The organism is Algoriphagus oliviformis (genome assembly GCF_017254915.1).
In the GTDB taxonomy this organism is placed as follows: domain Bacteria; phylum Bacteroidota; class Bacteroidia; order Cytophagales; family Cyclobacteriaceae; genus Algoriphagus; species Algoriphagus oliviformis.
In genome coordinates, this window is the sequence record NZ_JAFKCT010000002.1 from 609,341 (window position 1) to 631,612 (window position 22,272).

The 22,272-nt window shown below is 51.9% G+C and carries 26 protein-coding genes; 18 read left to right on the forward strand and 8 right to left on the reverse strand.

All coding sequences use genetic code 11. From position 1 onward, the window contains the following. The first annotated feature begins 94 nt into the window (after positions 1-94). The 3 genes from uxuA (at position 95) to J0A68_RS08100 (ending at position 3,098) form a co-directional block, all read left to right on the forward strand. The gene (uxuA, locus tag J0A68_RS08090; RefSeq protein ID WP_206577670.1) at positions 95-1,273 is read left to right on the forward strand and encodes a mannonate dehydratase; all 1,179 of its coding nucleotides are present in this window, start codon (positions 95-97) and stop codon (positions 1,271-1,273) included. A 351-nt stretch (positions 1,274-1,624) separates the two neighbouring features. Continuing rightward, positions 1,625-2,203, forward strand: coding sequence for an O-methyltransferase (locus tag J0A68_RS08095; protein WP_206577671.1), 579 nt, complete (start codon positions 1,625-1,627; stop codon positions 2,201-2,203). A gap of 172 nt (positions 2,204-2,375) precedes the next feature. Continuing rightward, positions 2,376-3,098 (forward strand): DUF5715 family protein, encoded by a 723-nt coding sequence (locus J0A68_RS08100; protein WP_206577672.1) that lies wholly within the window; start codon positions 2,376-2,378, stop codon positions 3,096-3,098. 80 nt (positions 3,099-3,178) lie between these two features. Here J0A68_RS08100 and J0A68_RS08105 read toward each other — a convergent pair whose 3' ends face one another. Both J0A68_RS08105 and J0A68_RS08110 read right to left on the reverse strand, forming a co-directional pair. Continuing rightward, complete coding sequence (locus tag J0A68_RS08105; protein WP_206577673.1) at positions 3,179-4,567, reverse strand: arginine decarboxylase; 1,389 nt, start codon at positions 4,565-4,567, stop codon at positions 3,179-3,181. 212 nt (positions 4,568-4,779) lie between these two features. Next, complete coding sequence (locus J0A68_RS08110; protein ID WP_206577674.1) at positions 4,780-5,223, reverse strand: hypothetical protein; 444 nt, start codon at positions 5,221-5,223, stop codon at positions 4,780-4,782. A gap of 272 nt (positions 5,224-5,495) precedes the next feature. Here J0A68_RS08110 and rocF point away from each other — a divergent pair, with 272 nt between their 5' ends. From rocF to J0A68_RS08165, 11 genes are all read left to right on the forward strand, one after another. Continuing rightward, entirely contained in the window at positions 5,496-6,446 is a 951-nt protein-coding gene (gene rocF / locus J0A68_RS08115) for an arginase (protein WP_206577675.1), read from the forward strand. A 30-nt stretch (positions 6,447-6,476) separates the two neighbouring features. After that, the gene (locus J0A68_RS08120) at positions 6,477-6,887 is read left to right on the forward strand and encodes a GxxExxY protein (RefSeq protein WP_236021398.1); all 411 of its coding nucleotides are present in this window, start codon (positions 6,477-6,479) and stop codon (positions 6,885-6,887) included. Positions 6,888-6,933: 46 nt separating this feature from the next. Further along, the gene (gene argS, locus J0A68_RS08125; protein WP_206577676.1) at positions 6,934-8,724 is read left to right on the forward strand and encodes an arginine--tRNA ligase; all 1,791 of its coding nucleotides are present in this window, start codon (positions 6,934-6,936) and stop codon (positions 8,722-8,724) included. A gap of 3 nt (positions 8,725-8,727) precedes the next feature. Further along, positions 8,728-9,312 (forward strand): glutathione peroxidase, encoded by a 585-nt coding sequence (locus J0A68_RS08130; RefSeq protein WP_206577677.1) that lies wholly within the window; start codon positions 8,728-8,730, stop codon positions 9,310-9,312. A gap of 16 nt (positions 9,313-9,328) precedes the next feature. Continuing rightward, on the forward strand, positions 9,329-10,237 hold the full coding sequence (locus J0A68_RS08135; RefSeq protein WP_206577678.1) for a 1,4-dihydroxy-2-naphthoate polyprenyltransferase: 909 nt from the start codon (positions 9,329-9,331) through the stop codon (positions 10,235-10,237). 73 nt (positions 10,238-10,310) lie between these two features. Then, a complete protein-coding gene (locus J0A68_RS08140) occupies positions 10,311-11,165 on the forward strand; it encodes a universal stress protein (RefSeq protein ID WP_206577679.1) in 855 nt (284 codons plus the stop codon). 366 nt (positions 11,166-11,531) lie between these two features. Beyond that, entirely contained in the window at positions 11,532-11,804 is a 273-nt protein-coding gene (locus tag J0A68_RS08145) for a hypothetical protein (RefSeq protein ID WP_206577680.1), read from the forward strand. Positions 11,805-11,810: 6 nt separating this feature from the next. Beyond that, positions 11,811-12,101 carry a hypothetical protein gene (locus J0A68_RS08150; protein WP_206577681.1) on the forward strand — a complete coding sequence of 97 codons (291 nt, stop codon included), beginning with the start codon at positions 11,811-11,813 and terminating at the stop codon, positions 12,099-12,101. A 285-nt stretch (positions 12,102-12,386) separates the two neighbouring features. Further along, positions 12,387-12,617: a hypothetical protein gene (locus J0A68_RS08155; protein ID WP_206577682.1), complete on the forward strand. Its 231-nt coding sequence runs from the start codon at positions 12,387-12,389 to the stop codon at positions 12,615-12,617. Then, positions 12,607-12,942, forward strand: coding sequence for a type II toxin-antitoxin system PemK/MazF family toxin (locus J0A68_RS08160; protein WP_206577683.1), 336 nt, complete (start codon positions 12,607-12,609; stop codon positions 12,940-12,942). The genes J0A68_RS08155 and J0A68_RS08160 overlap by 11 nt, the downstream gene beginning before the upstream one ends. A 49-nt stretch (positions 12,943-12,991) precedes the next feature. Then, entirely contained in the window at positions 12,992-13,345 is a 354-nt protein-coding gene (locus J0A68_RS08165; protein ID WP_206577684.1) for a translation initiation factor, read from the forward strand. Between the two features lie 593 nt (positions 13,346-13,938). Here the strand turns inward: J0A68_RS08165 and J0A68_RS08170 are convergent. Further along, complete coding sequence (locus J0A68_RS08170) at positions 13,939-14,502, reverse strand: DUF3109 family protein (protein ID WP_206577685.1); 564 nt, start codon at positions 14,500-14,502, stop codon at positions 13,939-13,941. A gap of 324 nt (positions 14,503-14,826) precedes the next feature. On the opposite strand from J0A68_RS08170, the gene J0A68_RS08175 reads away from it, so the two are divergent. Further along, complete coding sequence (locus J0A68_RS08175; protein ID WP_206577686.1) at positions 14,827-16,377, forward strand: S8 family peptidase; 1,551 nt, start codon at positions 14,827-14,829, stop codon at positions 16,375-16,377. A 105-nt stretch (positions 16,378-16,482) separates the two neighbouring features. Here J0A68_RS08175 and J0A68_RS08180 read toward each other — a convergent pair whose 3' ends face one another. From J0A68_RS08180 to J0A68_RS08190, 3 genes are all read right to left on the reverse strand, one after another. Further along, the gene (locus J0A68_RS08180; protein WP_206577687.1) at positions 16,483-17,112 is read right to left on the reverse strand and encodes a carbonic anhydrase; all 630 of its coding nucleotides are present in this window, start codon (positions 17,110-17,112) and stop codon (positions 16,483-16,485) included. 121 nt (positions 17,113-17,233) lie between these two features. Then, the gene (locus tag J0A68_RS08185; protein WP_206577688.1) at positions 17,234-17,857 is read right to left on the reverse strand and encodes a hypothetical protein; all 624 of its coding nucleotides are present in this window, start codon (positions 17,855-17,857) and stop codon (positions 17,234-17,236) included. 40 nt (positions 17,858-17,897) lie between these two features. After that, on the reverse strand, positions 17,898-18,419 hold the full coding sequence (locus tag J0A68_RS08190; RefSeq protein WP_206577689.1) for a HEAT repeat domain-containing protein: 522 nt from the start codon (positions 18,417-18,419) through the stop codon (positions 17,898-17,900). Positions 18,420-18,467: 48 nt separating this feature from the next. Here J0A68_RS08190 and J0A68_RS08195 point away from each other — a divergent pair, with 48 nt between their 5' ends. Continuing rightward, complete coding sequence (locus J0A68_RS08195) at positions 18,468-19,172, forward strand: VLRF1 family release factor (protein WP_206577690.1); 705 nt, start codon at positions 18,468-18,470, stop codon at positions 19,170-19,172. Positions 19,173-19,299: 127 nt separating this feature from the next. On the opposite strand, the gene J0A68_RS08200 is transcribed toward J0A68_RS08195, so the two are convergent. Then, positions 19,300-19,680, reverse strand: a complete 381-nt coding sequence (locus tag J0A68_RS08200; protein WP_206577691.1) for a TM2 domain-containing protein — start codon at positions 19,678-19,680, stop codon at positions 19,300-19,302. Further along, the gene (locus J0A68_RS23005; RefSeq protein WP_206577692.1) at positions 19,673-19,978 is read right to left on the reverse strand and encodes a DUF2752 domain-containing protein; all 306 of its coding nucleotides are present in this window, start codon (positions 19,976-19,978) and stop codon (positions 19,673-19,675) included. Before J0A68_RS23005 ends, J0A68_RS08200 begins: the two co-directional genes overlap by 8 nt. Before the next feature lie 284 nt (positions 19,979-20,262). On the opposite strand from J0A68_RS23005, the gene J0A68_RS08210 reads away from it, so the two are divergent. Then, positions 20,263-21,162 (forward strand): TolB-like translocation protein, encoded by a 900-nt coding sequence (locus tag J0A68_RS08210; protein ID WP_206577693.1) that lies wholly within the window; start codon positions 20,263-20,265, stop codon positions 21,160-21,162. 4 nt (positions 21,163-21,166) lie between these two features. Beyond that, on the forward strand, positions 21,167-22,090 hold the full coding sequence (locus tag J0A68_RS08215; protein ID WP_206577694.1) for an SMP-30/gluconolactonase/LRE family protein: 924 nt from the start codon (positions 21,167-21,169) through the stop codon (positions 22,088-22,090). The last annotated feature ends 182 nt before the right edge of the window (positions 22,091-22,272 follow it).

Below are 22,272 nucleotides of genomic sequence, written 5' to 3' on the forward strand. Positions count from 1 at the left end.
TGGTTATTGGTTATTTTCAAGCTCCTAGCTGCTTCTTTTACCCAATATCCAATAAGCCACTAACGAATAACACCTAACCAATAACCCAATCTCCATGAGCATCAAAATGGAACAGACCATGCGCTGGTATGGTCCCAAAGACCCTGTAAGTCTTAGAGATATCAGACAGTCCGGTGCCACGGGCATCGTGACTGCGCTCCACCACATTCCAAACGGGGAAGTGTGGAGCCGTGAAGAGATCCAAGCCCGCAAGAAAACCATCGAGGAAGCCGGCCTGACCTGGTCGGTCGTGGAGTCCGTTCCTGTGCACGAGGTGATCAAGACACGATCCGGCAACTTCCTGGAAGTGATAGAAAACTACAAGGAAACCCTGCGCAATCTGGCCGCTGAAGGCGTTTTTACCGTCTGCTACAATTTCATGCCTATTCTGGACTGGACACGCACCAACCTGGAGTATGAGTTGGAAAATGGCGCTAAGGCCTTGCTGTACGAGAAGAAGGCCGTGCAAGCCTTTGATCTCTTTATCCTACAGCGCCCTGAGGCCGAGCAGGAATACACCGAGGCGGAAATCGCCGAGGTCAAAGCCTACTACGAGGCTCTTTCCCCCGATGCCAAGCAACTGATCATCGACAACATCCTGAAGGGCCTGCCCGGCTCCGAGATCGGCTACACCATGGACGAGTTTCGCGCCATGCTCAAGACCTACGAGGGGATCGACGCCAAGAAACTGGCCGAGCACCTTCGCCTCTTCTTGGACGCGGTCACTCCGGTAGCGGAAGAAGTCGGCGTCTTTCTTTGTATCCACCCAGATGATCCGCCTTTTTCGCTGTACGGCCTCCCGAGAGTGGTCAGCACGGCTGCTGACGCGAGGAGAATCCTCTCCGAAACGCCAAGCCAGCACAACGGACTCACCTTCTGCACCGGCTCCTATGGGGTTCGCGCGGACAATGACCTTCCGGCGATGGTGCGAGAGTTTGGCGAGCGCATCCACTTCATCCATCTCCGCAGCACCAAGCGGGATGCGGATGGCAACTTCTTTGAAGACAACCACCTGGAAGGCAACGTACCCATGGTCTCCGTAATCAACGAGATCCTGCAAGTACAGGAAAAGCGTGGCAAGAGCCTTCCCATGCGTCCTGACCACGGCCATCAGATGCTGGACGATCTCCACAAAAAGACCAACCCAGGCTACTCCGCCATCGGCCGACTCAAAGGCCTTGCCGAGATCCGCGGCGTGGAAGAGGCCCTGCTTTGGGTGAAAGGCGGGAAGTAGGGAAGTAAGGAGGTTTGGAAGTCCGAAAGTAGGAAGTCGGGATGCCGAGAGCCAGACTACTCTCCTGCATAACATATCCCTTCGGATAATTGGAATCTGGGATTCTATGCCTTATCTTCTTAGCTGGAAATCCACTTGATTCAGTTCAGGTGGATTTCTTCTTTCATGATTATCCGCAATCTTGCCAGTAGGCGAATTTAGTTCTTCACTCGGGCCTGCCTGCTCAGGCAGGTCGGAAGACCGTAGTAGGGCAAAGCCTAAAGTTTGACCTTCTTTTGTATGGTCAAGGCTACTTAGTGGCATAAAAGCGGATAATCGTATCTTCTTTTTAGCCGACCAAACCCCATCATCATGAGCGAAGACTTTTCTCCCTTACCCCCATCGTACACCTCCATCCAAAAAGCGACAGCCGAAAGCGGATTTACCATGGCCTCTGACCTGGCTACCGGCAGCCTTTTGAGAACCCTCGCCGCGACCAAACGCCGCGGAAAATTGCTCGAGCTGGGCACTGGCACGGGGCTCTCCACTTCTTGGATCTTGGACGGCATGGACAAGGACTCGACTTTAGTTTCCATCGACAACGACCAGGATGTTTTGGCTATCGCAAAGCAGTTTTTAGGCGCAGACCAGCGGTTGGATCTGCAGCTGATGGATGGGGAAAAATGGGTAGAATCCAACAGGGAAAGCAGTTTTGACTTCATTTTTGCCGACACCTGGCATGGCAAATACCTGCTGCTGGAGGAAGTGCTGGAGATGCTACACATCGGCGGCCTGTACATCGTGGACGACATGATTCCCCAGGCCAATTGGCCCGAAGGGCACGCTGAAAAGGCCGAAAAATTCATGCAAAAGCTGGAATCCATGCCCAATTTGACTTTGACCAAATTAAATTGGTCTACTGGCATCATCATTGCGGCGCGCAGGTTTTAGGAAGCGCCGTTCCGTTTTGAGGTAGAGAAAGGGCAAGATCTCCCACACTTTCCGGGCATGCTGCGTCGGAAAAATCCCTTTCTCCTCCGTTCAGATAAAAGTGGCGACCAAAAACAAGCCTTTCCAATAACTTGCCAAACCTCCCAAACAGGAAATCGCCCCACAGCCCCCAATGAACAAAACCACCTCAGTAGTAGTATTTGCGTTTATCTCCCTTTTCTCACTCGGCACTTTGGCTATGGTCAACTACCAGCCGGATTTCAAAAAAAGACTTCAGGACACCTACTCCAGCCTCGTCGAGGAGGAGATCCATACCGAATACGTAGAGTTGCCGGAAGCCAAGCCTCTGGAACCTTCCACCGAAATCGAATTGCCGACTTTCTCGGGCCGCCTTGGCAAAGACGCCTACGATGACCACCTCAACGCCGCAGAGCTCAAAGGCATAGGCCTCATCCAAGACGAGGAACAGCTGCGAAAACTGGTGGAAAACAGCGTGCTCGTAAAAGCTGAGGCCGGTGCCGGATACCAGGTGGACTCGCTGACCTACAGCCATCCCTACTTTAGCCTACAGTCCAAAAAAGTGCTGGATGAGATCGGGCAAACCTTCGAGACGCTCAATGGCCAAGGAAACTACTTCACCGTCACCTCCGGCACTAGGACCATGGAGCAGCAGAAAAAACTCTCCCGCCGCAACCGCAACGCCACCAAGGGCGAAAGCTCCCACTCCTACGGCGTCTCCTTCGACATCTCTTACGTTCGCTTCAACGGTGAGAAAAACTACGACCGAAAGGCCCAAAAGGACCTGGAGGCCGTCCTCAACCATTTCCAAAAGGAAAACAAGATCTTCGTCATCAAGGAAAGACGCCAAGCCTGCTATCATGTAACCGTGAGATGAGGTCCGAAACATCACTAAGCAAAAAGACCGCCTTTCAGCGGTCTTTTTGCTTCCCTCTTCTGTCTCCGGTCTTCCGTCTCCTAATACCCCAGCGTCTTCAGCATGCTCTCTTCGGTCTGGTCTTTGGCGAAAAGTCGGTGGGTGACATTTCCGTTTTCATCCCGGTCGATCAGCACGTGTTTGGGCGCTGGGATCAGGCAGTGCTGTATGCCTCCATATCCTCCGAGAGATTCCTGATAGGCACCGGTGTGAAAGAAGCCGATGTACTGCTTTCTCCCCTCCTCGATTTTGGGCAGGTAGATGTTGTACTGGTGAGCCTCGGAGTTGTAGTAGTCCATGCTGTCGCAGGTCAAGCCGCCAAGGGAAATGCCCTGATAGGCCTCATCCCAGTTGTTCACGGCTAGCATGATGTACTTTTGGTTAAGACCCCAGCTATCAGGAAGTTGTGTAATGAACGACCCGTCAATCATATACCAGAGTTCCTTGTCGTTTTGGAGCTTTTCATCCAGGATGGAGTAGAGCACGGCTCCGCTTTCCCCTACCGTGTAGCTGCCAAACTCGGTGAAGATGTTTGGCTCGGTGGTGTTGTTTTTGGCGCACATCCACTTGATGTTTTTCACGATCTGGTCGGCCATGTACTGGTAGTCGTAGTCGAAAAAGACGTTGGTCTTGATCGGCCAGCCCCCTCCTATGTCCATGGTGTCCAGGCTAGGCGCGACTTTTTTCAGATCGACATATTTCTGGATAAAGCGGGTGAGCTCCGACCAATAGTAGGCCGTGTCCTTGATCCCGGAGTTGATGAAGAAGTGGAGCATCTTCAGGCTCACCTGGGGATTGTCCTTGATCTTCTCCTCATAGAGTCGGATGATGTCATTGTACCGCACGCCGAGTCTGGACGTGTAGAAGCCAAACTTCGGCTCCTCGTCGGCCGCGATCCGAATCCCCACTTGGAAAGGCACCTTCACATGCTCCAGGTAGTAGTCGATCTCGCTGAGGTTGTCCAGGATGGGCACACAGTTCACAAAGCCGTCATTCAGCAGCTCGGAAATGTACTTTTTGTACAGCTCCCGCTTGAAGCCGTTGCAGATGATGTAGGTATTCTTGGTGATTTTTCCCTTCGCATACAGACTTCGCACCAGGGGAATGTCAAAAGTGGAAGAGGTCTCGATGTGAATGTCGTTTTTCAGCGCCTCGTCCAGCACAAAGCTGAAATGCGAGGACTTGGTGCAGTAGCAGTAAGTGTATTTGCCCTTGTAGTCGTGTGTCTGGATCGCATTGTTGAAAAAAGTCTTCGCATTCTGGATGCTTTCCGAAATCTTCGGCAAGTAGGTCAGTTTGAGCGGCGTGCCGTAGGTCTCGATGATCTCCATCAGGTTGACCCCATTAAAAAAGAGCTCATTGTTCTCGACATGAAACTCTTTGGTAGGGAAATCAAACGTCTGTTGGATCAGGTCAATGTATCTGTTCATTTACCAGGGGTTTAAATACATGAAGTAAAGGCTGCAAAAATTGCGCTTTTATCGGGGTATTTCAAATGCAGAGGGGAAAACTTCCGACACTTGGAAACGATTGGAAAGGGCATTTGCCATCGCCTTTTGCTAGTCAATAATAAGCACATCAAATCAAAAAAAGGACAAATCCACGCTGGACTTGTCCCTTTTAACCCAAGATTAACGCTGGCTTAATCCCAAGCCGCGCCCTGCAATGCGGAGTTTAGCAGGGCCTGTTCCGCTTGAAAACGCTTTTTGTTTTCGATCACCTGGGCAAGGATTTCCTTGAAGGCCACCTCTCTTTTGAGAAGGGAAATGATGTGGTTGAAAAAGCGGACAACCTCTGGTTTCTGGCTTTGGGAAAAGGTGAAAAAGGCCTGTGCCCGGTCAAAGTCGTAGATCAGGCTGAGAGACGCTGGCTTTCCCAACAAAATCAATCCCCTGAAAAGCGGCAGAAGCTGCTCAAAGCCACGCTCAAAGCGGCACATGCCCTGCATTTGGTTTCCTACTTCCTGAGAAAAGATCTTCAGGATTGCCTCCTTGCCCACGTTGAACTGGGCGAGGTCTGGCGTAGAGGTCACAGTCCAGGTGCTGGACTTCAGTTCGGGGCTTACAAGTGTGGCTACAGCGCTCATCGGTAATGATTGGTTATTGGACGATGAGCCAAAGGTAAAGCAAGGATTCATATTTTCCTATATTCCCTATAATTTTTATAGGATTATAAAATCAATTAGTCTTTTGTCCTCGACAGCAGAAGCAAAAGATCTAGCCCAAGCTGTCGGGCTGCCCGAATTCCCCGGACTTTTGTACAGGAAGCTGGCTTGACCAAAAATGGATTGCGGGCTTTTTTCCTAGTTTTACGCTCTGGAAAGAAAGTACCCACCCTAACCCAAATACCGACTCAGAGATGAGAAACATCAAACTAGTGGAAGTCCGCTCCGAGATCGCAGCCGGTACCCGCGGCGCGAGCATGGGGATAGATGCGCTGAAAGTCGCCAGTCTGGACAAGCAATCGGCCTTTTTTACCCACTTTGACCCGATCAACGTCCCGGATGCCAACAGCTTTCTCTGGAAAGGAAACAAGCATCCCCACGCCAAATACATCGACGGGGTGTATCAGGTGCTCAAAAACGTCTATTCGACCATCGAGTCGCTGCGTCTGGAAAAGAAGTTTCCCATCGTCCTGGCTGGAGACCACAGCACTGCCGCTGGCACCATCATGGGCATCAAGGCCGCCGATCCGGACAAGAGACTCGGCGTGATCTGGATCGACGCCCACGCAGACCTGCATACGCCATTTACCACGCCCTCTGGCAACATGCACGGCATGCCCCTGGCGATGACTGCCCATCTGGACAATCTGGACTGCCAGATCAACGCACCGGAGGCGGAGACGATCAACTTTTGGAACAAGATCAAAAACATAGGAGGCGAGTCGCCCAAAATCAGACCGGAGGACATCGTCTTCATCTCGGTGCGCGATACGGAAAAGCCCGAGGACTTTCTGATCCGAAAACACGGCATCAAGAATTTCAGCACGCAGGAAGTCAGAGAGCTGGGAATCTCCCAAGTGGCCGAACAGGCGCTGGCGATCCTGAAGGACTGCGAGCAAATCTACATTTCCTTTGACGTGGACAGCATGGACAGCTCCATCTCGGTCGGAACAGGGACTCCAGTCCCAAACGGCCTGACGGTCCAAGAAGCGATACAGCTCAACGTACAGCTCATCCGCGACAAGCGCGTGTGCTGCTGGGAGATCGTCGAGGTCAACCCTACTCTGGACACCGAAAACACCATGGCCGAAGCCGCCTTCGAAGTCCTCGAAGCCACGACGAATTCTTTGGTGGACTATTTTTAAACCGCTAAGTTCACGAAGAAACGCAAAGAAATGAGGGCTCCTGCATTTTTGACCGAGGATGAGCTCAGCCATATCGTCATCGGAGTGGCTTTGAATGTCCATTCCCAATTGGGGCCTGGCCTGTTGGAAAACGTGTATAAAAAAGTCCTTCATTATAAACTTCTAAAAGAAGGGCTTTCTGTAGAGCTTGAAAAACCAATGGGGATCGAGATCGATGACATCTCATTGGATTTGGGATATAGGATAGATTTGCTGGTCGAAAACAAACTGGTCTTAGAACTGAAATCAGTAAAGGAAATCAATGACTTACACGTCGCCCAAACGCTCAACTACCTAAAATTGGGGAGGTTTAAACTTGGCCTCATCCTCAATTCCAACGTTACCCAAATGAAATCAGGAATCAGAAGAGTGATTTTAACTAAAGACCCAAGACAGTTCTAAAGGCTTTCTTTGTGTACCTTTGAGTCCTTTGCGGTCAAAATAAAAAATGAACATACAAGAAAATATCATCCAAGGCATTCAGCTGGCGTTTCAGAACATCTACAACCATGACCTGCCGCTGGATCAGATCAGCCTCGCTCCTACGCGCAAGGAATTCCAGGGAACCTACACCTTTGTGGTCTTCCCCTTTTTGAAAATCTCCCAGTCCAACCCCGACACCACCGCCAAGCAAATCGGCGAATACCTGAAGGGCAACGTCCCCGTCGTGGCCGACTTCAACGTGGTCAAGGGCTTCCTCAACCTCGTCCTCAACGAGCGCGTGTGGGTGGATCTTTTCTCCCAAATCTACAGCAACCCAAACCTCGGACAGCTCCCGGCCAATGGCCAAAAGGTGATGGTGGAATACTCCTCCCCCAACACTAACAAGCCCCTGCACCTGGGACACCTGAGAAACAACTTCCTGGGCTTTTCCGTCGCGGAGATCCTCGCCGCCAATGGCTATGAGGTCATCAAGGCCAACCTGGTCAACGACCGTGGCATCCACATCTGCAAATCCATGGTGGCCTACCAGCACTTTGGCGACGGCGAGACTCCCGAGTCCTCCGGGTTGAAGGGCGACCACCTGGCGGGAAAATACTACGTCCTCTTTGACAAGGAATACAAAACCCAGATCGGCGAGCTGAAAGCGGCCGGGCAATCCGAGGAAGAAGCCAAGAAAAACGCACCCATCCTACTCGAAGCGCAGGACATGCTCCGCAAGTGGGAAGCGGGTGACAGCGAGGTCGTCTCCCTCTGGAAGCAGATGAACGAATGGGTGTATGCGGGCTTTGAAGCGACCTATCAGCGCATGGGCGTGAGTTTTGACCAATACTACTACGAATCTGACACCTACCTGCTGGGCAAGGACATCGTCGAGGAAGGCCTGGAAAAGGGCGTGTTTTTCAAAAAGGAAAACGGCTCCGTCTGGGTCGATCTGAGCGACGAAGGACTTGACGAAAAGCTCGTGCGCCGAGCCGACGGCACCTCGGTGTACATCACCCAAGACTTGGGCACCGCAGACCTGAAGTACAAAGATTTCCAAATCGACAAGTCCGTATATGTAGTTGGCAACGAGCAGGATTACCACTTCGAGGTTTTGTTTAAGATCATGCGAAAGCTCGGTCGCTCCTATGGGGACGGGCTCTACCACCTCTCCTACGGCATGGTGGACCTGCCTACCGGCAAGATGAAGTCCCGCGAGGGTACAGTGGTCGATGCCGATGACCTGATGCAGGAGATGGTGGAGACTGCCGAGCAGCACACCAAGGAACTCGGCAAGATCGAAGGCTTCACTGAGGAGCAAGCCAAGGAGCTCTACGAAACCTTGGGCATGGGTGCCTTGAAATACTTCCTGCTCAAGGTCGATCCCAAGAAGCGCATGCTGTTCAATCCCCAGGAATCCATCGAATTTCAGGGCTACACCGGACCATTCGTCCAGTATTCCCATGCGCGCATCGCGGCGATCCTGCGAAAGGCCGAGCAGATCGGCGTGGACTATGAAAAGCCAAACCTGGCTGAAGTCGGTGCCCTGGCGGAGTCCGAGACAGCCTTGATTTTCCTCCTGAGCAGCTTTGAGAAGAAAATCAAACTTGCCGCCGACGAATATTCCCCGGCCGTGATTGCCCAATACCTCTTCGATTTGGCTAAGGAATACAACCGTTTTTACGCGGATCTTCCTATCTTCCATGAGAAAGACCAGGTAGTTCAGGCCTTCCGAGTGGCGCTTTCGGCCCTGACTGCCAAAACAATCAAAAAGGGAATGGGTTTACTCGGTATCTCCGTCCCAGAACGTATGTAAACCATGAAGACTCTACTCCTATTCATCAGCATCGCCCTGCTGGCCTGCGGCAAAACCTTGGAAAGACCAACAGACCTGGCAGCGCTTCACCCCTCTTTTGACCAGACTATGGAAAGCTCCTTCTACGACTTCAAAATGAAAGACATCAACGGCAAGGAAGTCGCCTTCTCCGAGTTTAAGGGCAAAAAGCTCCTGCTCGTAAACGTCGCCTCCAAGTGCGGCTACACCAAGCAGTATGCCCAGCTGCAGGAGCTCTATGCCGAGCACGGCGACAAGATCCTCATCCTGGGCTTCCCTGCCAACAATTTTGGCGGACAGGAGCCGGGCTCCAACGAGGAGATCAAGGAATTCTGCTCCACGGAGTATGGCGTGACCTTCCCGATGTTTGAAAAGATCTCCGTGGCGGGATTTGACAAGCATCCGCTCTACCGATGGCTGTCCGACGCCTCCAAAAACGGCTGGAACAACGAGGAGCCGAGCTGGAACTTCTGCAAATACTTTATCAATGAGAAGGGCGAGCTGGTGAAGTTTTTCCCTTCCGCAGTCACTCCGCTGGACGAGCAGATCCTACAACTAATCGAAGCTTAATTCAAGAATTTTCTCCTTGAAAAAAGAAATTACCACCAAAAAAGAAGCCTGGCTGCACGCGGTCAGGCTTCGTACTTTACCCTTGGCCTTGGCCAGCATTTTCGCCGGATCCTTTCTGGCAGCCTGGCAAGACGCCTTCCGCTGGGAAATCCTCCTGCTGGCCGCACTGACCACTATTTTCCTCCAAATCCTGTCCAATCTGTCCAACGACTACGGGGATACCGTGCACGGAGCCGACTCCGCCGAGCGAACCGGGCCGGTGCGGGCCGTACAGTCGGGCATGATCTCACTTCCGGAGATGAAGCGGGCCATGTATCTGTTTGGGGTGCTATCCCTCATATCAGGCCTGCTGCTGGTATATTTGGCCGTGCAGGATTGGAGGCTGTTTGCGCTATTCCTAGGCTTGGGCCTGGCGGCGATCTGGGCGGCGATCACCTACACCTCCGGCAGCAATCCCTATGGCTACGCCGGGCTCGGCGACATTTCGGTCTTTGTCTTCTTTGGCCTGCTCGGCGTGCTGGGCACGTATTTTCTCCATACGCTCAGCTTTGAGCCGCTCACGATCGCAATCGCTGTCGCGCTAGGGCTCTTCAGCACCGCGGTGCTCAACATCAACAATATCCGTGACATCGAATCTGACGAGAAGGCCGGCAAGCGCTCCATTCCCGTAAGGATCGGACGAAAAGCAGCCGTGCAATACAACTGGGCGCTGCTTATCGGGGGCTATGCCTGCTTGTCTGTCTTTGTCTTGCTGAGCGGAAAGCTCTTTGCGCTAGCCACCTTCTTGGCTTTGCCCATCATGCTACAGGTCGGCTTTGGCGTGCAGCGGGCGGCTTCCTCGGCCGAGACAGATCCCTTTCTGAAAAAAATGGCCCTCAGTACCCTACTCTGGGTTCTGCTTTTTGGGCTCGGACTGCTTTTTTAGCAAAAGCTGGCAAAAATCATTTTCCTGTCGCTTTTAATGGCTAATTTGAGCTAAACAAAAACCTCTTTTAGCCATGATCAAAGTCCTTGTTCCTTTTGATTTTTCACAAACAGCACAACACGCCCTCAACTTCGCCGTCAGCCTGACCGAGGTGTACCACAAAGTGGAGCTCAGCGTCATCCACGTGGTGGAGACCCCTGTGACTACCGGCATGGGCACCATGGGTGGCGGACTGGAGGCCATTCCCGATTTCCAAAACCAGATCTTCTACCTAGAACTGGTCGAAACGAGGAAAAAGCAGTTTCAGGAGCTGGAGGAGAAGTACGCCGACGCCAAGTTTTCCTTCGCCACCAAGCTGGTACTTGGCAACGTGTTTAGGAGCATCAGCGAGGCGATTCAGGACGAGGCTCCCGATCTGGTCATCATGGGTTCCAAGGGCACTTCCGGTCTGGAGGAAGTCCTAGTCGGCAGCAACACCGAGAAGGTCGTGAGAAGCGCCTCCTGCCCCGTCATCACCATCAAGGCCGACACGCCCATCCACAGCATGAAAAAGGTCGTGTTCGCTTCGGACTTCCGGGAGTCCAACGACGAAGTGGCCGGGCGGATCAAGCGCATGCAGGCCATCTTCGACGCCCAGTTTTACTTTGTGGCGGTCAATACCCCGGGCAACTTTGAGACTACCCGGGAATCCATGGCACGTATCCGGGCTTTTGTGCAGAAGTACCAATTCGAAAACATCAAGGCCGAGATCTACAATTCCCTGTCTGAGGAGTCCGGCATCATCGAGTTTGCCGACGACATCGACGCGGACATGATTGCCATGACCACCCATGGCCGCACCGGCCTGCTCCACCTGATCACCGGCAGCATCGCCGAGGACGTGGTCAACCACTCCAAACGCCCGGTATGGACCTATAAGACGAAGTGAGGTCGAAAATCTGGAGTGTAAGAAATCCCTCTTAAATCCCTTTGGAAATAACCGCTACCAAAGGTGCACTTATCGATCCAAATCGAAAGGATTGGTGTACCAAAGGTACACGGATAAATGAGTTATATGCCACTTTAGGACGACAGACAGACCATGCCAAAAAGTAAAAATCTAAACGGACTCCCACATAACCTGACAAAAAGCTTTTTCGGGACGAAACGCAATTATAAGTGTGGTTATATGGCTGACTGGCTTGTAAACGCAGCAAGAAAACTATAACTAACAGAGGCCACTATTGACGTCTTAAATCAAACTATTCATCCGACAGAATTGAATTTATACCCGCTGACTATTAATCTTAGAAACTTGCCCAACATCATCGACAAGGAATTAAAAGAAAATGGTTTCCCGTTCGACTTTATTACAGAAGCAAAAATCCGTGTCGAATTTTTTAACTCAAACACTCACAGTAAGACAATTTACTGCTTTCCAACACTGACAGACAAAGAAGGGCATAAATATGAACCTGGACGAATAATTGAAGGTGCTTACGAAGACAAGTTCGACCCGTTTGACCCGATAGAGATTTATCCTGACAAGCCTTCATTCATTGACAGAATTAAATCCAAATTCAATTAATCCAATATGAGCGACGACACATTTTCCGATGACACATTAACTGAAGAAGAAGCTTTTTGGGTTATGTGGTATTTTTTAGAAGGACATTATGAATTGGCAGGAGGACAGTTTGATTTATCAGACATTTTGAGCGCTTCACAACCTTTTGAATTTGACGACAACGGACACTTTGATGGAGAAGTAAAAGGGAATAGACGTGTCGCTCCAGCGGACAGCGGAATGGTTTGGCATTGGAATGAAGCAGTGAAAAAATATAAAGAACAAGGACGACCAAAACCGACACCATTAAAGAAATAAGAAAAGCGGCATATAACAGCTAGGTTTTCGTTGCGTCCGCAGGACGGACAGTGAAAACCAGGTTGCACGAAACCGGGGAGGTTCCTATGGGGATTGGGTCGGTTTTTGAGGGGATCAACGAGCCTGTGAAGCTTGAAAAAAGGAAGCGGGGAGCTGCTTCCGGCATCAAAAATAAATACGGAATCATCTTAATCAGTCCGCTCAAGCCTGTTTTCAAAGGGCTTTTTTTTGTGGCTTGGCACAGCTTTCCTAAAAGTATATACCCAAAACATATACCTTTGTAAAATGAAAACCCTTTCCCTCAAATTGGATGATGAGATCTTCGAAGAGGCTGAAGAGATCACCGGCAAGCTAAATCTGGCTAGAAATCGCTATATCAACGAAGCGGTTCGGATCTATAATCGGGTGCACAAACGCCGACTTCTGAAGGAGCAACTCGCCAAGGAATCCGCTTTGACTGGTAAAGACTCCATGGAAGTACTCCGTGAATTCGAACGTCTTCTGGATGAAAACTAGCCAATACGACATTTGGTTGGCGGATCTGAACCCCAGTCGGGGAACGGAGCCGGGTAAGACCCGTCCCGTAGTGGTCATCCAAACGGATTTATTGAATGGAACGCATCTTTCGACGATCGTTTGCCCCATCACTAGTAACGTTCAGCAAGACATCGATATCCTGCGCGTCCACTTAAACGACAAGCAACTGGACAAATTGAGCGATATTTTGGTCGATCAGATCCGCGCCATCGACAACAAGCGACTTATTGAAAAGCTTGGCGAATTGACCAAAGAACAACGGGACAAGCTTAAAGAAAACCTTAGAATAGTTTTGGACATTTAGTCCCAAAAAAACACGATTGATTCTGGCATTTATGCCCACTTGACTTCCCATGGCAAAGAAAAACAACGACTGGAAAAAGCGCGACGGGGTGGTCTACTCCACCAGCGACGATTTTGAATACAACATCGGAGGCGAAGATGCCGCCGAAACCCTCCCTCCTGTCCAGCAGAAGCTCAAGGTGCTCCTAGACAAAAAACAGCGGGCAGGCAAGCAGGTGACTTTGGTAAATGGCTTCGTAGGCACCGAAGAAGATCTGAAGGAACTCGGCAAGCTGCTCAAAAACAAGTGTGGTGTCGGCGGCTCGACCAAGGACGGCGAGATCCTCATCCAGGGCGACCACCGGGACAAAGTCCTCCAGGTCTTGCAGCAGGCCGGCTACGGCGCTAAAAAGTCGGGGGGATAAGAGTTAAAAGTTATGGGGTTATTGGTTATTAGTCGATAGTCCATGGCGAGCAGTCCATAGTGGGAAGTGGATAGTCCATAGTCGATAGACGATAGCGAGTAGTCCATAGTTGGTAGTCGATAGTCCATAGTCGACAGTCCATGGCGAGCAGTCGATAGTCCATAGCAAATAGTGCTAAGCTTAGGACCATTCCGAACCACCACTTACTACTTACCACTTACTACACCCGACACCGGTCATCGGTCATCCGACAGCCTAGTCCGGCGAATAGACGATAGTACAAAGCTCAGGATCATCCCGGACCACCACTTACCACTTACTACACCCGACACCGGTCATCCGACAGGGTAGTCCAGGCGAATAGACGATCGTACAAAACTCAGGATCATCCCGGACCACCACTTACCACTCACTACTTACCACTTACTACACCCGACACCGGTCATCCGACAGGGTAGTCCAGGCGAATAGACGATCGTACAAAACTCAGGATCATTCCGAACAACCACTTACCACTCACTACTTACGACTTACTACTTACCACTTACTACACCCGACACCGGTCATCCGACATCGGACATCGGACATCCCCCTCACCCTTCAATCTCCGCCACCAGGGCCTCGTACCAAGCCTCACCATACTTCCGGATAAGGGAATCCTTTAAAAAGCGGTATAGCGGCACCTTGAGGCTTTGTCCCAGCTGGCAAGCCGGATCGCAGATATGCCAGCGGTCGTAGTTTAGCGCGTCAAACTGGTCGTACTTCGTCACCCGGATCGGGTAGAGATGGCAAGAGATGGGTTTTTTCCAAGAAATCTTCCCCTCGATATAGGCTTGCTCGATGCCGCACTTGAGGATGCCGCGCTCGTCGTACAGCGCGTAGGCGCACTCCCGGTTGTCACCGATGGTGGGCGTGCCTTTGTCGCCGTCCTTGTCGATCACCCACACGCCCTGCTCGGCAATGGCTTGCCGCCCCTCCTCGGTGATGTAGTCTTTGACGATGGGGTAGATTTCCTCGAGGATCTTGGTTTCCTCATCCTCCAGCGGCGCGCCGGCATCGCCTTCCACGCAGCAAGCCCCCTTGCAGGCCTCTAGGTCACAGACAAAAAAGTTTTCCTTGATATCGTCCGACAGTACGGCGTTTCCTACCAGAATCATACGCTTGGTTTGTTTCCCCAAAGGTAGAAATCTATGCAAGCCAATCCTACTTTTCCTTTTTCGGTGAAAAGGCTTTCGCCTCCCAAAAATCTAGTGGGGGAGTATCTTGACCACATTCCATTTGTCGAATCACGTCCCTTTCGGACAATGGGATAAAAAGGGGTTGGCAATTCTGATCTTTTGACTAAATTAAGAAGCGCTCTCTCCTATTGTTCTGTTGACCCTGTTTTTGAAAAAGCACTTGCCGTCGTCTCCGACCGGAAAGTTCTGATATGCTTTACGGACATTTTTAAAACCAATTTTTCAACACAAACAAAACAAACTATGAGGTACCTAAAAAAAGCAAATGCATTGCACCTGCTGGCGGCAATAGCACTGGTGTTCTATGGATGCGAGAGCAGCATCGTCCAGGAAGAGCCCATCACACCAGCCACGCTGGAAGCGGAATCGGAGACTAGCAAGTACAACCTGAACCTTCTGCCCCAGGTGACGGACTTTTCGAATCTACGGGTCGGCACCTACACCGGACGCTACCTGATCATCAACAAGGGAAACCAATCCAAAAGCATCGCCAAGGATATCCAAGCCGCAGGCGGTGAGATCGTCAAGACTTTTCCGGAGATCGGCGTATCCGTAGCCATCTCCCATTCTGCTGATTTTCTTGACAAAGCCCGCAAGCTGAGTTCCATCGAGTCCATCACGCCGGACTTTGTCCTCCAATACACTGAAGAGCCCGCAGGCGTAGGCGAACTGTCCAGCCACGAGCTTGGCGGCATCGCTGCCGCGGGAGAGCCTTTTGACTACCAAAGTGCGATCTTCGACGGCTTCCAATGGGCACCGCAATCCATAGGCGCCCCCACTGCCTGGGAAAACGGGTTTACCGGGGAAGGTGTCCGCGTCGCGGTGATCGACGGAGGCATCCATTCCAGCCACTTCGACTTGGCACCCAACCTTGACGTAGCCAGCTCCATCTCCACTGTGCCCGGCTTTGCTTTCAACCAGGATGTGGGCACTTTTTGGCATGGCACGCACGTAGCGGGGATCGTGGCAGCCTCTGGGTTTGGAGTCGTGGGCATCGCGCCAAAGGCCACCATTATCGGAGTGAAGTCGCTCCACAATGGGTCCGGCGCATTTGAATGGATCCTGGAGGGACTGCTCTATGCAGCCACTCCCCAATCCATGGGTGGAGCCGGTGCACAGGTCATCAACATGAGCCTGGGAGCCACCATCCCCTACAGAGACGAATGGAAAGACAAGGAATTCAGGGATGCATTTCGCGAGCTGCAAAAGATCTATGACATGGCTACCCGCTATGCCTACCAAAACGGCGTGACCGTGGTCGTCTCAGCCGGTAACGGCGCCACCAACTTTGACAGCGCCAAGGAACTTTACAAGATCCCGGCGGAAAACCAGCACGTGATCTCCATCAGCTCCACCGGACCGGTGGGATGGGCTTTGGGAGCCAGCAACTTCACCGACCCAGCCTACTATACCGATCACGGCAAATCGCTAGTCAGCTTTGCCGCTCCGGGCGGCAGTGCGGGACTGCTGGTGGTCGATGGCTTTACGGGTAACTGTACCGTGGTAGGTACGACCCGTACGATTACCAATCCTTGCTATGCATTTGATATGGTATTCAGCACCGTGAGAGGTACGACCAACGGGAACTACAGCTGGTCTCAGGGCACATCCATGGCGGCCCCTGCGGCTGCGGGTGTGGTGGCCCTGATGATGGAAGCGAGCGGAGGCAGCATGAGTCCAAGCCAAGTGCGCAGCAAACTGGTCAGCACCTCTACCGACCTCGGCAAACCGGGCAACGATGAATTTTACGGCCATGGCTACGTCAACGCAGCCAAGGCAGTCGGTTTGCAGTAAAAGGCATCTAGGCTAAAAAGGCTGATAGCTCCCTCAGAAATCGGGGGCTATCAGCCTTTTCTTTGAATTGCGTTTAAATTTTTTCCGGCTTGGATACCAGAGGTTCTAGTCCTCCAAGCGGTAGATCTCCATGATGTCTTCCAGTACTTTTTTGAAGTCGATCTTCAGGTCAATCAGCTTGCCCGAACTGATGTCGAATACCCATCCATGGATCTGCATTCCCCTTTTTCGTATCGCCCGCTGCACTGCGGCCATCTTCACCACATTGATTGCCTGCTCTTTCACATTGAGTTCGACCAGTCGGTCATAGCGCTTCTGCTCGTCCGAGATCGCATTGAGCTCGTCCTTGTGCGCGCGGTAGACGTCCCGAATGTTGCGCAGCCAAGGGTTGAGAATTCCGAGATCTTTGGCCTCCATGGCGGCTTTCACCCCGCCACAGGAGTAGTGTCCACATACCACCACGTGGTTGACCTCCAGGTATTTCACGGCGTAGTTGATCACACTTTGGGCATTGAGGTCGATGGCATTGACGACGTTGGCGACATTGCGGTGGACAAAGAGCTCTCCGGGCTGCATGCCCATCAAGTCCTCGGCCGTCACCCGGGAGTCCGAGCAGCCGATATAGAGCACATCCGGCTTTTGCCCTTTGGCCAGGTTTTCAAAATAGTTGGGATCACCTTGGGTCTTGGATTGGATCCATTTTTCGTTGTTTTCAAAAATCTTGGATAGTTCCATGGGAGTGTTTTTTGGTTGAATGCTATGGCGATGATAAAGCAAAAATACGGGAGAGGCAAGCGTACAATCGCTGCTACCCTTGAATCCAATCTTGGTTTTTTCGCAAAGACTGTCGCACTCGTCAGGCTTCCAGATGGTCCAGGTAGTTGAGCAACCGCAAAAACGAAGCAATCGTGAACGGGGTCATCTCTCGCTGCTTGATCTGCTGCAGATACACGTTTCTCAAGACGGGGTAGTCGGCCTCGTTGTACAGTTTGGCCAGGGTGGCACCCCGAAACGAATTGTAGACAAAGTTGTGGGTCTTGAAGCCTTCGTGCTTCTGTGAGGCAAAGGCATTTTCGAGCTTCCTCGGCTGGATCATCTCGTCCATCCAGGGAAATCCTTCGGAAAGGAAAAACCGTTCGGCGAGCTCCATCACGTCAGCCAGTTGGCTGTCGCTTTCGATCACAAAGCGATGGGGCATTTTGTCGCTGATGCCGTCCGGAGTCTGGATCAAGGTGATCGACCGCTCGGAGTAGCCTTTGAGAGTGGGCAAAAAACGGTGGATGATCTCTTCCACCTCATCTATCCTCACGCCAAAACTATACTCCAGATAGGACAAGCCGGGATTTTCCGTGTAGTGCACAAAAACCACCTGCTGTCCTTGGGGAAAAGTCTTCTGAAACAGGAGATGGGCCGAGTGGAATTTGAAGTCAAAATCTTCAAAAAACCCATGGTGCAACTCGATTACCTCCCGCTTCTTCATGCTTTTTTTAACTGATGAAAAGCGGATTTGTTGTGTTTAATCAGGAAAATAATTCCCTCATTTCCTGCAACATAGGCTCAATCTCGGCCTTCTTCAGCTGCAAACTCCCTTCGTCTTCCGGATTGTGAAGGTAGTGGTTCCAGTGCTTTTCGGCCTTGCGGATAGTGCGCGGCGTGATGTCAAATTCCACCTCATCCAGGTAGTCCTTGGCAAGGGTTGAGGCCTTGAAATTGCCGAAAAGATATACCCGGAAAATGTCCACAAAACTGTTGCTGAGGTCAAACTCCTCCAGGATCTGCACAAAGGCTCCCTGTACAGACTTGTTCTTTTTGTCGAAAATGGCGTCGAAGATCGCATCCAGCGCCTCTTCCTGATAGGGAGTCTTGGACAGCGCCCTGCAGGCAAGGTAGGCGACTTCCCAAGAGTCCCCCCGCACGAGCTGGATCAACCGTTCTTTGGCCTCCTCATCGGCGAGACTTCCCAGCTTGTCGGCAAAATGATAGGCTTCGGACTCCTTGGGGTCGGATATTCGTTCAAAAAGTTTCTGGATTTCTTCCTGCATGATTTTTTGATTTCTTTGCGCAAAGATAGCCATTTGTTTCACCCCTCCATGAATATTCCGCAGGCCCAAACAATCAGTGACGAACAGGCTAAAAACCTGCTGGATCAGGCTGGACGGCTCGGGCTCACACCTGCCTATTTGCCCAAAAAACACCAGCTGCTGCTGGAGGACGGCGAGGGCTGGCTGGCCAAGCTCTACCTGTCTTGGACCATCCGATGGGTGGAGCATGGATGGGCCGAGAGGGCGGATCCACACTATTCTCTCCTACTCCTCCGCGCGGGACAGGCTGCTGTAGGATACTTTCACCGGGGAGAATTGCTCGACCATAAGGTATTTCGCGCCTATATGGTACGGCAAAAACAGGGCGTGTCCCAGATCAAGCATCTCAAGACCAAGGGGAAATCGCGGGCTGGCTCCAGGATCAGGCTCGCGGAGACGGAGCGCTTTTTTGAGGAAATCAACGAGCGGCTAAACTCTTATGCAGACAGCTACCCCATCGACTTCTGGGGAATCAGCTGCGCAAAGACCATGTGGCCCTTTTATTTTGACTCGGCGGTCTCCCCTCCTTTTTCCCAGAAACAGGAAAACCTCATCGAGCTTCCGGTGCATGTCGCGCAGGCTTCTTTTGGGGAGTTGGAAAAGGCCGGACAGCTGGTGAACAGGTTTCACCTGATCCTTTCTGGTCGGGGTGAGCAGCTGTTTGCCATTGTTGGTCAAGGGCATTCATCAGCGGACGGGGATGACGATTGGTAGGATGGGAAACGAAGCATTCCCATCGAGCCTATCAACCGGAGAATCCAGCGAGCTTATTCCCTTTGGTACAAAAAAAAAGCCCCGATCTCTCGGGGCTTTGGGTACTGCTAGTGGTTGTTAAATTAATTTATGCCGTGGTGGAGCCTCCCATGTTGGGGAAGTGGCTGGAGATCATGGCGAGGGTTTCGTGGGCCATTTTCACGTTGTATTCGTAGGCCAGGCTCTTGTAGTTGACCAGATCGACGATCGTACCGATGAAGCAGAGACCGACGGTCAGGATATAGAGGATGCCGAGGCCGATCTGCCCCAGGATGAAGCGGTGCAAGCCCGCGAAGCCGAAGAAGCCGATCAGGGTCAGAATCAATATCATTTGTGCGTCCTTTCTTCTGGCGCGGTACACCTGCGCAAAAAGCGACGCTTGGTCTTCATCCATGCTTTTCATCAATCCCTGGATGTAGCCCAGTTCCATACCTTCCAGTTCGGGAAGGTGTCTCAATACATTAGCCATAATTGTGTGTTGTTTTAAGGTTTTTGAGAAGTATCCAAATCCTATGAAAGATCACCCCATAAGCCAGGATCGCGAGCGGGTGCATAGACCAGGAAGCCTCGAAATCCCCCTGCGCAAGGAGATTCATAGACCTGCCCAGCCCACATCCCGGACACCAGTCGAAACCGAGCTGGCTGAGCGGGCAAAGGCTCAGATGACTGCCGGACTGCGGATCCAGGATCAGGATGGCGATCAGGCTCCCTACCCAAAACAGCAGCTCCAGCGGCAAGCGATTCCAATATGCGGCGATTTGCTTCATGGCTCTCAAAGTACGAAAAAGGTGCCAGCTGCCAAATATGCCTTCAATCGCCCAGATTTGGAGATTTGGGAAAAAGGATGCGTGAATAACGAACAAAAAAGTGTCCGAATGTGGACAAGTTTTTCCAAAATAGAAAAACAAGCCGAGCGCCTACCGACACTGCCAAAGCCTTCCTCCCTGAGCGCATTCGGTGCGCTGGCGAAACCCGTCTTTGGAATTTACGCCGATTCCCCGCGCCATTCTTGCCTTCATTTTGTATTTTGGGCGGCTTAGAAAGCCAAACCATGCCCAGATTCCCATTAGCCCTTATTCTTTTCCTCTTGTTCCAAAGCCAAGCCACTCTTGCCCAGGGAGGTTTTGATCTGTGGGTAGTCGATACGGAGGGAAAGGGCGGAAAGCTCAAGCTACTCCCCGACACCGGCAAAGCCCTGACCGACCGCCCGGAATATGACAACCAGCCCAACTTCATCAACGATTCGGAGCTGGTCTTTTCCGCAGCGGACGAAAAGGGCAACCACGACATCATCCTTTACAGCTTCCGGACGGGCAATTTCACCAACTTCTCCAAAACGCCTGACCGAAGCGAGTTTTCCCCCACGCTCACGGACTGCAAGCAGTACATCTCCGCCGTTGTGATGGAGCCGGACAGCACGCAGCGGCTATGGCTATATCCCGTCTCCGGCGAACCTGCCGAGCTCCTCTATGACGACATCGCGCCGGTGGGCTACTACGACTGGTATGACAACCGGGCGGCGATGTTTGTGCTCGGTGAGCCCAACTCGCTGGTGTACGCCTGGGCCAAGGGCAATGTGCCTACGCTGGAGAACAATGTGGGGCGCTCCATCAAGACAAGGCCCAAATCAGACCAAGTCGGATACCTCGCGATGGACGCGCAGCGTGAAGGCCAGAACGGCAAGGAAACCGGAATCCGCTCCTACGATCTCAAACGTGGAACCTACAACGAGCTGGGATTCACGCTCTCCGGATCCCAAGACTTCATCTGGGTGGACAAAAACCACCTGCTCATGGCTCGTGGCGAGGAAGTCTTTGTCAGAAAGACCTCAGGGTCTGAATGGCAGTCAATCGGAACGCTGCCCTCCCAGAGCCACCATAAAATCACCAGAATGGCCTACAGTCCAGACCTGAACAAGCTGGTCGTAGTCATGCAACGCAAACAACAATAAACCTATGAACAAAAATTTCAGAAACGCCGTGGCGATTTCCGCCCTGCTTCTAGCCAGCACATCGCTTTTTGCCCAGATCGAGGACAAAAAAGGAATCGTGGCCAAAGGCGCCGAGCTCTTCAAAGTCCAAGACGGATTCAGCTTTACCGAAGGCCCCGCCATCAACCGCATGGGAGATGTCTTCTTCACCGACCAGCCCAACGACAAAATCTACCGCTGGAACTCCAACAGCAACCAGATCACCGTCTTCAAAGACGGCGCTGGCCGCTCCAATGGACTCTATTTCCAACTCGACGGGACGCTCATCGCCGCTGCCGACCTGAACAACGAGCTCTGGGAGATCGACCAAAACACCGGAGCGGAAAAGGTAATCGTCTCGTCTTTCAAAGGAAACAAACTCAATGGGCCAAACGATGTTTGGGTTCGTCCCAAGGGCGGCATCTTTTTCACAGACCCACTTTATCCACGGGACTACTGGGAAGGAGTCCGAGGCAAGGAAATGGAGCAGGATGGCAAGCACGTCTATTTCCTGTCGGCAGACCGAACGGAGCTGTTTCGGGTAGCCGAAGACCTTACCCAGCCCAACGGGATCGTGGGCACACCTGATGGCAAGACGCTCTATGTCGCGGACATCGGTGCCAAAAAAACATGGAAATACGACGTCCAGGAAGACGGATACCTGACAAACAAAACCCTCTTCTGCGAAATGGGCTCCGACGGCATGACCATCGACGATCGCGGCAACGTTTACCTGACTGGAAATGGCGTCACTGTGTTTGACAAAAAAGGCGAACAAATCGCCCATATTCCGGTGCCGGAAAAATGGACCGCCAACGTCTGTTTTGGTGCGCTGGACCGGAAGACGCTATTCATCACCGCCATGGGCGCGGTCTATACGCTGGATATGAAGACCAGGGGAGTCTGGTAAAAATAAGACCGAAGACCGATTCGAGAGTATCAAGACGCAAGTATCAAGACGTAAGTGACAATGCCTAAATAAAGTTGTCACATTTGTTGGTTGTCCCAACAATCAGACAAGATGAAAAACGGACTTAAGATTAGGCAAAGGAGAACGTTCAGTGAAGCATTACGGAAGCAAATAGTGGGTCA